The sequence below is a fragment of the Amycolatopsis sp. NBC_00438 genome, from assembly GCF_036026695.1.
GTDB lineage: Bacteria > Actinomycetota > Actinomycetes > Mycobacteriales > Pseudonocardiaceae > Amycolatopsis.
This window is the reverse complement of the sequence record NZ_CP107923.1, coordinates 3,529,576-3,541,751: the sequence shown is the minus strand read 5'-3', so window position 1 is coordinate 3,541,751 and position 12,176 is coordinate 3,529,576. Positions and strand designations below refer to the sequence as shown.

General features: G+C 72.0%; 12 protein-coding genes. 4 read left to right on the top strand and 8 right to left on the bottom strand.

Annotation, left to right across the window (positions count from 1 at the left end):
• Window positions 1-184 precede the first annotated feature (184 nt).
• The 4 genes from OG494_RS15485 to OG494_RS15470 form a co-directional block, all read right to left on the bottom strand.
• Window positions 185-784: a hypothetical protein gene (locus OG494_RS15485; RefSeq protein WP_328456238.1), complete on the bottom strand. Its 600-nt coding sequence runs from the start codon at window positions 782-784 to the stop codon at window positions 185-187.
• A 73-nt stretch (window positions 785-857) separates the two neighbouring features.
• Window positions 858-3,035 (bottom strand): RNA polymerase recycling motor ATPase HelR, encoded by a 2,178-nt coding sequence (helR, locus tag OG494_RS15480; RefSeq protein WP_328456236.1) that lies wholly within the window; start codon window positions 3,033-3,035, stop codon window positions 858-860.
• A gap of 32 nt (window positions 3,036-3,067) precedes the next feature.
• Window positions 3,068-4,495, bottom strand: a complete 1,428-nt coding sequence (gene rox, locus OG494_RS15475) for a rifampin monooxygenase (protein WP_328456234.1) — start codon at window positions 4,493-4,495, stop codon at window positions 3,068-3,070.
• Window positions 4,496-4,574: 79 nt separating this feature from the next.
• Window positions 4,575-5,792, bottom strand: coding sequence for a glycosyltransferase (locus OG494_RS15470; protein ID WP_328456232.1), 1,218 nt, complete (start codon window positions 5,790-5,792; stop codon window positions 4,575-4,577).
• Between the two features lie 270 nt (window positions 5,793-6,062).
• Here OG494_RS15470 and OG494_RS15465 point away from each other — a divergent pair, with 270 nt between their 5' ends.
• Together OG494_RS15465 and OG494_RS15460 are read left to right on the top strand one after the other, a co-directional pair.
• Window positions 6,063-6,725, top strand: coding sequence for a GNAT family N-acetyltransferase (locus OG494_RS15465; RefSeq protein ID WP_328456230.1), 663 nt, complete (start codon window positions 6,063-6,065; stop codon window positions 6,723-6,725).
• Window positions 6,607-7,185, top strand: coding sequence for an LmrA/YxaF family transcription factor (locus OG494_RS15460; protein WP_442874481.1), 579 nt, complete (start codon window positions 6,607-6,609; stop codon window positions 7,183-7,185). The genes OG494_RS15465 and OG494_RS15460 overlap by 119 nt, the downstream gene beginning before the upstream one ends.
• On the opposite strand, the gene OG494_RS15455 is transcribed toward OG494_RS15460, so the two are convergent.
• A complete protein-coding gene (locus OG494_RS15455) occupies window positions 7,182-8,312 on the bottom strand; it encodes an epoxide hydrolase family protein (protein WP_328456228.1) in 1,131 nt (376 codons plus the stop codon). The two genes, OG494_RS15460 and OG494_RS15455, sit on opposite strands and share 4 nt — an antisense overlap.
• 62 nt (window positions 8,313-8,374) lie before the next feature.
• Between OG494_RS15455 and OG494_RS15450 the strand changes: the two genes are divergently transcribed.
• Entirely contained in the window at window positions 8,375-9,325 is a 951-nt protein-coding gene (locus OG494_RS15450) for a helix-turn-helix transcriptional regulator (protein ID WP_328456226.1), read from the top strand.
• Here the strand turns inward: OG494_RS15450 and OG494_RS15445 are convergent.
• The gene (locus OG494_RS15445; protein WP_328456223.1) at window positions 9,312-10,295 is read right to left on the bottom strand and encodes a glutathione S-transferase family protein; all 984 of its coding nucleotides are present in this window, start codon (window positions 10,293-10,295) and stop codon (window positions 9,312-9,314) included. The genes OG494_RS15450 and OG494_RS15445 overlap by 14 nt on opposite strands.
• Window positions 10,292-10,780: a MarR family winged helix-turn-helix transcriptional regulator gene (locus OG494_RS15440; RefSeq protein WP_328456221.1), complete on the bottom strand. Its 489-nt coding sequence runs from the start codon at window positions 10,778-10,780 to the stop codon at window positions 10,292-10,294. Before OG494_RS15440 ends, OG494_RS15445 begins: the two co-directional genes overlap by 4 nt.
• A 105-nt stretch (window positions 10,781-10,885) precedes the next feature.
• On the opposite strand from OG494_RS15440, the gene OG494_RS15435 reads away from it, so the two are divergent.
• Window positions 10,886-11,443 (top strand): YceI family protein, encoded by a 558-nt coding sequence (locus tag OG494_RS15435; RefSeq protein WP_328456219.1) that lies wholly within the window; start codon window positions 10,886-10,888, stop codon window positions 11,441-11,443.
• Window positions 11,444-11,516: 73 nt separating this feature from the next.
• Here OG494_RS15435 and OG494_RS15430 read toward each other — a convergent pair whose 3' ends face one another.
• Window positions 11,517-12,134, bottom strand: coding sequence for a TetR/AcrR family transcriptional regulator (locus OG494_RS15430; RefSeq protein WP_328456217.1), 618 nt, complete (start codon window positions 12,132-12,134; stop codon window positions 11,517-11,519).
• Window positions 12,135-12,176 lie beyond the last annotated feature (42 nt).

The following is a 12,176-nucleotide window of genomic DNA, read 5'->3' as shown; positions in this document are numbered from 1 at the left end:
CCCTGTGTACGCGTGTCGTCCGTCCAAGCACGGGTGATGCCCGGCTGAACACGAGAGCAGGAGTCCCGGTCGTTCGGAGCGAGCGAGTCGGAATGGCCAACATGCGTACCTGGGTGGCCAACATGCGTACCTGGATGGACGACACGCGTACCTGGATGGACGACGCGGTGACGGGGGCGCGAGGTCAGGTGACCAGGCCGTGGCGGGCCAGTTCGTGGCCGGCCAGCACCGCGATGACCTCCTTGTCGCGGGCGCGCCAGCCCGTCGCGATCTCGCCGGACTTCGCCAGGCGGTGCAGCGGCTGCGTGGTCAACGCCCGCAGCGCCAGCAGGTCCAGGCCCTCCTCGCCCAGCGCCCGCAGCTGCGCGGCCGCCGAGGCGCGGCGGGCGAAGTGCCAGCGCATCGGGAGCCACGTCGCGAGCAGTGTCAGCACCGGCAGCGCGATGATGATCGCCGCCATCCACCACGCGAGGTTCTCGACGGCTTCGATCTGCCAGCGGCCGGCGTCGGCGAACTGGGTGCCGACGTCCGAACCGCCGTGCAGCGCCTTGGCGAGCGCGTCGCCGATGAGCGGGATGCCGTCGGCGGAGTTCGCGGCGGAGTCGAACGTCCCGGTCAGCCCGGTGCCGGCGCTGACGAGCCCGTCGCCCGGCGCCCGCAGCTTCATGACCTCGTCGTACACCGTGGTTCCCAGCCACACCGCGAAGACGACGAGCAGCAACGCCAGCAGGTCGCTGACGAGCTGGGCGGTACGGCGGATCGGCCGTTCGGCGTAGAGCTGCATCGAGGACGCCTTTCGCGGTGGGGGAGCGCGGCCACGGCAACGTACCCGCGCACCCCCGGAGCGAACCGCGGGCCTAGCGCCGGACGACCTCCGCGAGCCCGGTCAACGCCTGCGGCAACGGCTCCCGGTGCAGGACACCGAGCCGCTGCGTCGCCCGGGTGAGCGCGACGTAGAGGTCGGCCGCGCTGTCGGCGAGGATCTTCGCCGGCTCCACGACCAGGACGGCGTCGAACTCCAGGCCCTTGGTCTCCGACGCCGGCACCGTGCCCGGCACCCCCGGTGGCCCGATGACGACGCTGGTGCCTTCCCGGCCGGCTTCGTCCCGGACGAACTCCTCGACGGCCGCGGCCAGCTCGTCGTCGGTGACGTGCCGGGACCACGGCCGGACGCCGCACGCGCGGACCGACTCCGGGGGCCGGACGCCGGGCGCGAAGTCCGCGAGCACCGCGGCGGCGACCTCCATGATCTCCGCCGGGGTGCGGTAGTTCACCGTGAGCGCACGGTAGACCCAGCGGCCCGGCACGTACGGCGCCAGCACCGCGTCCCACGACCGCGCGCCGGCCACCGAGCGGCGCTGGGCGAGGTCGCCGACCACCGTGAACGACCGGCCCGGGCACCGCCGCATCAGCACCCGCCAGTCCATTTCGGACAGTTCCTGGGCTTCGTCGACGACGACGTGGCGGTAGGTCCAGTCCCGGTCCGCCGACGCCCGCTCGGCGAGGCTGCGTGTGTCCACCTCGACGAACCGGTCGGCCAGGTCCTCGGCGAACAGCAGGTTCTCGGCGGACAGCAGGACGTCCTCGTCCATCTCCTCGCGATCGAGCTTCATCGTCTCGAAGACGCCTTCGGCGTACTCGGCCTCGGCCTTCCGCTCCCGCGCCACCACCGCGGCGGCCGCCTTCCCGGCCGCCGTGTCGTGGCCCAGCAGGTCGACGAGCTCGTCGAGCAGCGGCACGTCCGAGACGGTCCACGCGGCGCCGTCGGCGCGCAGCAGCGCCTCGTCGGCCCCGGCCGCCTTCAGCCGCTCGGGGGACTGGTACAGCTGGGCCAGCAGGGTTTCCGGCGTCAGGATCGGCCAGAGCCGCTCCAGCGCCGCGGTGAATGTCTCGTCGGCCGCCAGCTCGGCGATCAGGTCCTTCCGCAGCGCTTCCCATTCCGCCTTGTCGTCCCGGGAGAGCCAGCCGCGGCCGATCCGGCCCATCGCGCGCTCGGTGAGCACGTACGTGACGATCTCGGTGAACACCGCACGAGCCTCGTTGTGCGGCTGCCCGCTGTCGCGCGCCTCCTGCCGGGCCCACTCCGCCGTCTCGGCGTCGATCCGGACCGTGACGTCGCGTAGTTCGATCGGCAGCGGCTCTTCCGGCAGCCGCTGCCGGTCGGCGACGGCGGCCGCGAGGACGTCGAGGATCTTCAGGGAACCCTTGAGCCGCACGGCTTCCGGCGTGTCCTCGACCGTGACGTCCAGGCCGGGCATGAACCCGCCGGTGGTCGTGAACACGACGTCGGTCTCGCCCAGCGACGGCAGGACGCGGCCGATGTGGCTCAGGAACGCCGGGTTGGGCCCGACGACGAGCGCGCCGTGGCGTTCCATCCGTTCCCGCTGGGTGTAGAGCAGGTAGGCGACGCGGTGCAGCGCCACCACCGTCTTCCCGGTGCCCGGGCCGCCTTCGATCACCAGCACGCCCGGGTGGTCGAGCCGGATGATCTCGTCCTGCTCGGCTTGGATCGTCGCGACGATGTCGCGCATCCCCTCGCCGCGCGGCGCGTTGATCGCCGCGAGCAGCGCCGCGTCCCCCTCGTCGCCCTCGGTCGGGCGTCCGAGCACCTCGTCGGTGAAGCCCAGCACCTGCCGCCCTCGCGTCCGGAACTGGCGGCGCCGGCGCATCTCCTCCGGGTTCGCGCCGGTGGCCGTGTAGAACGCGCGTGCCGCCGGCGCCCGCCAGTCGAGCAGCACCGGCCGGTAGTCGTCCTCCTCGGCGAACAGGCCGATCCGGCCGATGTAGGAGCGCTCGCCCGAGACGGCGTCCATCCGGCCGAAGCACAGCCCGTTGTCCACCACTTCCAGCCGCTTCGACTCGCGGCCCAGCGCGCGCACCCCGACGTCGCGTTCCATCGCGCCGAGGCCCTTGCCGCCCAGCGCCGAGTCGTACTGGCCCTTCACCCGCGCGCGCTCGGCGTCGAGCCGCGTGTAGAGCCCGGCCACGTACGCGCGTTCGGACCGCAGTTCTTCTTCGTACCCCTGTGCAGCCACATTCCCTCTTCGTTCCGAAACTTCCCCGGCGGTCAGGCCGCGGGCCTGCCGAACCACTTCCGCAACGCGCCGGGCAGCACCGCCTCGTCGTCCCCGGCCCACACCACGTGCCCGTCCGGGCGCAGCAGCACCGCGGGCACGTCCAGCTCCTCGCTGACGTCGACGACGTGGTCGACCCGGTCTTCCCAGCCCGCGACGGAAAGCCCGCCGGTCTGGTCGAGCAGCAGCCCGCGACCTTCGTGCATCAGGTCGTAGAGCCGCCCGCTCTTCAGCTGCACGTCACGCAGGCGCCGGCCGAGCAGGTCGGGCCCGTCGCCGAAGTCGTAGCGGATGTCGACGGCGATGAGCTGCTCGGTCAGGTAGCGGCTCACGTCCTCGAAGTCCATCAGCTTCGCCAGGAGCTGACGCACGGCCTGGGGCCCCGGCTCCAGCGACGTCAGCTGCATCTGCGCACGGGTGTTGACCAGCACCTGGGCGGCGACCGGGTGCCGCTCGGCCTCGTAGCTGTCGAGCAGGTCCGCCGGCGCCCAGCCGTCGACCTCGGCGGCCAGCTTCCAGCCGAGGTTGAACGCGTCCTGGAGGCCGAGGTTGAGGCCCTGCCCGCCCATCGGCGGGTGGATGTGCGCGGCGTCGCCGGCCAGCAGCACCCGGCCGACCCGGTACCGCTCGGCCTGCCGGGTGGCGTCGCCGAAGCGGGAGAGCCAGCGCGGCGAGTGCACCCCGAAGTCGGTGCCGGCGGTGGATCGCAGCTGCCGCTTGAACTCCTCGAAGTCCGGTGGCGTGGAGCGGTCCTGGGCGACGCTGTCGGCGGGGACGACGAGGCGGTACAGGCCGTCCCCGATAGGCCCGACCCCGAACCGCTTCTGGGTCTTGCGGATCTCGGTCATCACCGCGGTCAGCGTCTCGGGGTCCTCGGTCAGCTCCATCTCGCCGAGCAGCGTGTCGACCCTGGTCGGCTCGCCGGGGAAGCCGACGCCGAGCAGCTTGCGGACCGTGCTGCGGCCGCCGTCGCAGCCGACGAGGTAGCGCGACCGCAGCCGCGTGCCGTCGGCCAGCTCGACGCTCACGCCGTGGTCGTCCTGGCTCAGCCCGGTCACTTCGGTGCCGCGCCGGATCTCGACGCCGAGCTCGACGGCGTGCTCGGTCAGCAGGCGGTCGGTGACGGGCTGCAGGATGCTGAGGACGTACGGGTGCGAGGTGTCCAGGTGGGCGGGCTGCGGCTTGCTGATCCCGGCGAAGAAGCCGTTGAGCGGGTACTTCTTGCCGAGCGCGAGGAACCGGTCCAGCAGCCCGCGCTGGTCCAGCACCTCGATGGTGCGCGCGTGGATGCCAAGCGCGCGCACGACCGGCGTCGGCTCCGTCTCCTTCTCCAGCACGAGCACGTCCACGCCCTGCAGCCGCAGTTCGCTGGCCAGCATGACGCCGGTCGGTCCGCCGCCGGCCACGATCACGTCGAGCACAAAATCCCCTGTCCGTTCGAAGAAAGTCCTGGTCAGTACAGCGCCGGGGCACGTCCCCGGCACGAAGATCACCGGTGGTTCACACGGTCGTGGGCGCCGCTGCCCGGTCGAAGACCAGCTGGGTGGCCACCGCGGTCCCGTCGGCGCGGATCGTGACGGCTTCCGCGCGTGCTCGGGTTTCGGGTGCCAGCGCGATCTCCAGCGCGGCCGACAGGGATGCGACGGTGGGCGCCGGGCCTTTGTGCGCCACCCCGATCCCGAGAGCGGCGACCCGGCTCGCCCAGTACGGCTGGTCCGTCGCCTGCGGGACGACGACCTGGGGCACGCCCGCGCGGGTGGCCGTTGTCGTGGTGCCGGCGCCGCCGTGGTGTACGACGGCGGCGCACCGGCCGAACAGCGCCTGGTGGTTGACCTCGCCGAGCACGAAGCAGTCGTCCCGGTCGTCGGCCAGGCCGAGGTCGGCCCAGCCCTGGAGGACGAGCACCCGGCGGCCCCGCGCGCGGACGGCGTCCACGGCGACCTGCGCGACGTCCGCCGCCGCGTGCATGGGCATGCTGCCGAAGCCGACGTAGACCGGCGGCGGGCCCGCGTCGAGGAACGCCTCCAGGCCGGCCGGGAGCGGCCGGTCGTCCGGCACGATCCACGCGCCGGTCTGCACGACGTCGAGATCCGTGGCCCGCCACGGGTCGAGGACCGGGTCCGTCGCCAGCCACGGCCGGGTGCCGACGACGTAGTCGCGGACCTGGTCCACCGCGGGCAAACCGTGCGCCACCCGGTGGGTGTTGAGCGCCGCCCCGAACAGCGCGTTCACGCTCTCGGCGTCCAGGTCCCACTTCGCCCGGTTGCCGGTCACCTCGGGCGGGAACGGCCGGCCCGCGTAGGCCAGCGGCGCGTGGTGCGGGGACGGCAGCGTGGAACTCTGGAAGGCGGCGAACACCGAGCGCACGCCCAGCAGCTCGGCCACCGACAGCGCACCGGCCGCGGTCGGCAGCATGCCCGTCGCCACCAGCACGTCGCAGCCTTCGGCCGCCGGCGTGATGACGTCGAACTGGGCGGCGATCAGCTGCGCCGCCCGCTCCGGCAGTGACGACGGCACCGGTGCCGCCTTGGTCAGCTCCTTCGCCGACGGCCCGACCGGCACGTAGGCCACCCCGACACCGGCCAGCCGGTGCGCGAAATCCTCGTCCGCGGGGGCGCACACCCGGACCTCCGCACCGCGGGCCCGCAGCGTGAGGGCGAGCCCCACCAGCGGTTCGACGTCCCCTCGTGAGCCGTACGTCGACAGCAGAACACGCACTCGCAAATCCCCCCGTGTGGTCGTTTCCAGCCACAGATCCCGGCTGAGGCCGATGATTCTGCGGCACAACCTGGGTCTTGCCGCAAGCCCCGGGGTGCGGTATACGTTAGTAGTGGAAGGGAGTGGTCACTCCTCCCTCCGATCTGGCGGGCGTTCCCGCAGCTCCAGCTTCTTCCCTTTGTCGGCGCCGCGTCGAGAGCCGTCCGCGTGAACCCGGTCTATGACGGCTGTCATAGTGTGTGACGGGCCGCACTGTGCTCTCATGGGGCTATGACAGTCGTCATGGAAATCCGGGAGCTGGGCGACCGCCCGGCGGACCGGGAGTGCGTGGCCGCGCTGGTCGCGGCCTGTTCACCGGACAGCCTCCGGCGGCGCTTCATGATGGGCGGCCCGGCCGAGCCGGGCGAGATCTTCCGGCGCTACCACCGGTTCCTGCTCGCCGGCCCACCCGGCGGCGTCGCGCTGCTGGCGACGTCCGGCGGGATTCCGGTGGGGCTGCTCAACTTCGTCGCGGAGGCCCCCGGGACGGCTGAGCTCGGCATCCTGGTCGCCGACGCGTGGCAGCGGCAGGGGGTCGGGCGTGCGCTGAGCCGGTGGCTGCAGGCGTCCGGGCGGTGGCCGGGGTGGACGGTGCGGGCGACCGTGCAGGCCGGGAACGCCGGGGCCGAGACGCTGCTGCTGCGCCAGGGCTTCCGCCCGGTACCCGCCTACGAACGCGGCGAGCGCGACTTCGCGCTGGTCGTGCCCGACTGGGCTACCATGACGAGTGTCATGAAGGAGGCCGTCGATGACGAGGACACCGCGCGAGCGGATTGTGCTGAGCGCCGCGCAGCTGGTGCGGATCCAGGGCGTCGGGGCGACGGGTATGCGGGACGTGGTCGCGCACGCCGAGGCGCCGCGGGGGTCCCTGCAGCACTACTTCCCGGGCGGTAAGGACCAGCTGATGGCCGAAGCCGTCGCCTGGGCGGGCGGGTACGCCGCCCGCCGCGTCGCCCGGCTCGCGGCCAAGCTCGAGAACCCGACGCCGGGCAACCTGTTCGCGGCCATGGCCGCCCAGTGGCGCGACGAGTTCACCACGACAGGCTTCGACGCAGGCTGCCCGCTGGTGGCGACGGTCGCGGACGCGGCGGCGACGAGCGAGAGCCTGCGCGACGCCGTCGGCAAGGCTTTCGAGGGCTGGCAACGGCCCTTGGCCGAGACGCTGGCGCAGTTCGGCGTGCCGCCGGCCCGCAGCGCGTCGCTGGCGGTGCTCATGCTGAGCACCCTGGAAGGCGCGATCGTCCTGGCGCGGGCACACCAGGACGTCGCCCCGCTGGACACGGTGGTGGAGGAGCTACGCCCCCTGCTCGACGGCGCGGTGACGAGCCGACGCCGAGCCTCCACTGTGGACTAGAGGTCGCCGAAGAAGTCGCGGATGTCCTGCACCAGCAGCTCCGGCGCCTGCAGGGAGGCGAAGTGGCCGCCGGTGTCGTGCTCCGTCCAGCGGGTGATCTTGTTGGACAGCGCGGCCAGGCCGCGGATCGCGTGGTCGCCGCGGAAGTTGGCCACCGCTGTCGGGACGCCCGATGGCTGCGGGCGCTCGCCCCAGCCGTCCTGGCCCGCCTCCAGGTAGAGGCGCGCGGCCGAACCCGCGGTGCCGGTGAGCCAGAAGGTCGTGACGTTCGTCAGGATCGCGTCGCGGGGCACCGGCGTCTGCCACGTTGCCGTCGGGTCCCAGTCGACGAACCACTCCAGGTTCCACGCGAGCTGGCCGGCGGGGGAATCGTTGAGCGCGTAGGCCAGGGTCTGCGGCCGGGTCGCCATCTGCGTGGCGTAGCCGGAATGCGCGTACCACCAGACCTGGTTCTCTTCGGCCCGCTTTCGGTCCTCTTCGGACAGTCGGTCGAGGTCGCCGGGCGCGGTCGGCACCCCCGCGTTGGCGACGGCGTTGACGTGCACCCCCAGCACTTCCGCGGGCGCGGTCCGGCCGAGTTCGGGGGAGACGATGCTGCCGAAGTCGCCGCCCTGGGCGCCGTAACGCTCGTACCCCAGTCGCCGCATCAGCTCGGCCCACGCCCGCGCGATGCGGCGCGTGTTCCAGCCCGGCTCGGTCGTCGGTCCGGAGAACCCGAAGCCGGGCACCGACGGCGCGACGACGTGGAACGCGTCCGCCGGGTCACCGCCGTGGGCACGCGGGTCGGTGAGCGGACCGAGGACGTCGAGGAAGTCGGCGACCGTGCTCGGCCAGCCGTGGGTGAGGATCAGCGGCGTCGCGTCCGGCTCGGGGGAGCGGACGTGCAGGAAGTGCACGCGCTGGCCGTCGATCGTGTTCGTGAACTGCGGGAACGCGTTGAGCCGCGCCTCCTGCGCACGCCAGTCGTAGCTCGTCTGCCAGTACTCCACCAGCTCGGCCAGGTAGGGCTCGCTGACGCCGTAGGCCCAGCCGGCGCCGGGCAGTTCGCCGGGCCAGCGGGTGCGGGCGAGCCGGTGGTGCAGCTCGTCGAGGTCGGCCTGCGGGACGTCGATGCGGAAGGGGTCCATGGCGGTAGCGTTCCGCGCGTGTAGGACAGGTTCGGTCCTAGTCGTCCGGCATGCTGGGACGCATGTGGGAAACCCCTGGCCGGCTGCTCCGGCTGCTGTCACTGCTGCAGATGCACCGGGACTGGTCCGGTACCGAGCTGGCCGAGCGGCTGGAGGTGACGACGCGGACGATCCGCCGGGACGTCGACCGCCTGCGCGAGCTGGGGTACCCGGTGCACGCGGCGATGGGCCCGGTCGGCGGCTACCGCCTCGGCGCGGGCGCCGAGCTGCCGCCGCTGCTGCTGGACGACGACGAGGCCGTCGCGGTGGCGGTCGGCCTGCACGGCGCCACATCCGGCGGCGTCGCCGGGCTGGAGGAGGCGTCGCTGCGGGCGCTGAACAAGGTGGAGCAGGTGCTGCCGTCGCGGCTGCGCCACCGCGTCTCGGCTTTCGCCGCGGCTTCGGTCGCGCTCCCGGTGCGCGGCCCGGTGGTCGAGGCGGCCGTGCTGACGGCCGTTTCGGCCGCGATCCGCGCCGCGGAGACGCTGCGCTTCGACTACGTCAGCCACGACGGCACCGAGTCCCGTCGCGACGTCGAGCCGCACCGCCTGGCGTCGTGGGGCCGCCGCTGGTACCTGGTCGGCTGGGACACCGGCCGCGCGGACTGGCGCACGTTCCGCGCCGACCGGCTGACCCTGCGGACCCCGAACGGCCCGCGCTTCCCCCACCGCGACCCACCGGACGGCGACGTCACCGCGTACCTGAACCGCACGATGGGCCGCGAGCTGTGGCCCTACCGCGCCCGGCTTCTGGTGTCGGCTCCAGCCGAAGAAGTCCGCGGCCGGGTCGACGGCGACGTCACGCCGATCGACGACCGGAGCTGCCGGCTGGAGCTGGCTTCGGACTCCTTCGACCTCATCGCGTTCGTGGTGTCCACCTTGGACATCCCGTTCAAGGTGGAGTCACCACCCGAGCTGGTGGAACGCCTGCGGATGCTGTCGGCGCGGTACGCCGACGCTGTCACACCAGGCTAGGCACCCGCTCCGCCTCCAGCGGCGGCCCCGGCGGCGTCCCGTCCCCGAACGCCCTGCCGCCCAGTTGCTCCCGGCCGTGCGGGGTCAGGAATCCCGACAGGTCCGGGCCCAACGGGACGATGCCGCTCGGGTTGATGTTGCGGTGCACCACGTAGTAGTGCTCCTTCGTCTGCGCGAAGTCGATCGTGTCGCCGAACCCCGGCGTCTGGAACAGGTCGCGGGTGTAGGCCCACAGCACCGGCAGCTCGTTCAGCTTCTGCCGGTTGCACTTGAAGTGGCCGTGGTAGACCGCGTCGAAGCGGACCAGGGTGGTGAAGAGCCGGACGTCGGCCTCGGTGATCGTGTCGCCGACCAGGTAGCGCTGGTCCGTGAGCCGCTCCGACAGCCAGTCGAGGCGGGCGAACAGCTTGCGGTACGAGTGCTCGTACGCCTCCTGGGAGCGGGCGAACCCGCACTGGTACACCGCGTTGTTGACGTCGGTGAAGACTTTCTGCGCGACGTCGTCGATCTCGTCGCGCAGCTTGTCCGGGTACAGCTCGGGCGCGCCGTCGCGGTGGTAGGCCGTCCACTCGGTGGACATGTCCAGCGTCATCTGCGCGAAGTCGTTGGTGACGACCTGGCCGGTCGGGACGTCGACGAACGCGGGCACCGTGATGCCGCGCGGGTACTCCGGGTCGCGTTTGAAGAACGCCTCCTGCAGGCGCTCGATGCCGAGCACCGGGTCGCGCCCGTCGGGATCGAGGTCGAAGCTCCAGCTCCGCTCGTCGTGCACCGGCCCGGCCATGCCCATCGACAGGGCGGACTCGAGGCCGAGCAGCCGCCGCACGATCACCGCGCGGTTCGCCCACGGGCACGCCCGCGCGACGATCAGGCGGTAGCGGCCGGCCTCGACCGGCCAGCCGTCGCGGCCGTCGGCGGTGATCCGGTCGGGGATGTAGTTGAGGTCGCGCTTGAACTCGCCGTCGGTCATCGGGATCCTTTGCACTCTTCGGAGGAGGGGTCGGCGTCGAGCGCCGCGGCCAGCCGGGCCAGCACCGGCCCGGCCGTGCGGATGTCTTCGGTGCTCAGGTGGTCGAACACCGACGCCCGCGCGCGGGCGAGGTGGGTCGGGTAGGCCGCCTCCAGTCTGGCCAATCCCGCGTCGGTCAGCACGGCGTTGGACGCGCGTCCGTCCTCCGCGCACCTGCGCTTCTCGACCAGGCCGCGGCGGGCGAGGTTGTCGACGACCCGGCTGATCCGGCTCAGCGAAAGACCGGTGACCGCGGCCAGCGCGGAGATGCGGAGCAGGCGGTCCGGCGCCTCGGACAGAGCGACCAGCACGCCGTAGTCGGTCATCGCGAGGCCGGTCTCGGGCAGGAACCGGTCTTCGAGCGCACGCGGCAGCGCGGTCGTGATGCGCATCAGAGACCGCCAGAAGGGGGCCTCGTCGTGGTCGAGCGCGGACTGTTCACCCATACCGGCGAGTCTAGCGAAAGCTTGCTTGCGCAACCAGTAAAAGTGAGTAGAGTGTCGTTGAACCCTCAATCACTGGGGGTCGCCACCACGAGGAGAGAAGACAGCATGACCAGCGCGACCGCCTACCCCCAGCTGACCGGTGACTACACCCTGGACGCCGCCCACTCGCGGATCGGGTTCAACGCCCGGCACGCCATGGTGACCAAGGTGCGCGGCAGCTTCAACGAGTTCACCGGCACCGCCACGATCGACGGTGACGCCCCGGAGAAGTCGTCCGCCCAGGTGACCATTCAGGCGACCAGCATCGACACCCGCAACGCGGACCGCGACGGGCACCTGAAGAGCAACGACTTCCTGTCGATGGACGAGTACCCGACCATCACCTTCACCTCCACCGAGATCAAGCAGACCGGTGAGGCCGAGTTCGACGTGACCGGCGACCTGACCGTCAAGGACGTCACCCGTTCGGTGACCATCCCGTTCTCGTTCGAGGGCTCCGCCAAGGACCCGTTCGGCAACGACCGGATCGGCTTCGAGGGCTCCACCACGATCAGCCGCAAGGACTACGGCATCACCTGGAACGCCGCCCTCGAGACCGGTGGCGTGCTGGTGAGCGACAAGGTCACCCTCGAGTTCGAGATCTCGGCGATCAAGAACGCCTGACCTGTGCTTTGAAAGCCGTGAATGGCCCGTTGAGGGACTCAGAGTCCCTCAACGGGCCGTTCACGGCTTTCGGCTACCTGAGGACCTTCGTCGCGCGCAGGTTCTCGATGCCGACGTCGAGCGCCGCTTCGAGGTGGTCGATGCGGCCGGTCGACAGCATCACCACCACGCCGCCCTGGATGCCGGCCAGCAGGGCGGCCGCGGTGCGTTCCGCGTCGACGTCCGGCGCCACCTCGCCCGCGTCACGCAGGTGACGGATCCCCGCCTCGATCTCGTCCTGCCACTGCCGCAGCATCTCGGTCACCACGGCCTGCGCTCCCGGCGTGGCGCGGCCCAGCTGGGAGATCAGCACGTTCAGCGGGCAGTGTTGCCCCCGCCCGCGGTAGTGCGAGACGACGGTGTCGCGCCAGCGCCGCCACGCCGCCCACGTTGTCAGCCGGCCCAGTTGCGGCTGTTGCACGGCCAGCACCTGGTCGGCCTCGAACCGCGCCACGGCCAGCAGCAGCTCGTCCTTGCCGTCCGGGAAGTAGTGGAACAGCTGGCTCTTGCTGGTGCCCGTCCGCGCCCGGACGTCGTCCAGCGTCGTGACGGCGACCCCGCGCTCGCGGATCTCCGCCGCCGCGCCTTCGATGATCCGCTGCCGCGTCGCGGCGCCCTTCGCGGTCAGGGGCTTCGCCTGAGTTGGACTCACAGGTCCACTTTAATCCGCCGCCGGGGTCGTCGCCGGTGCTGG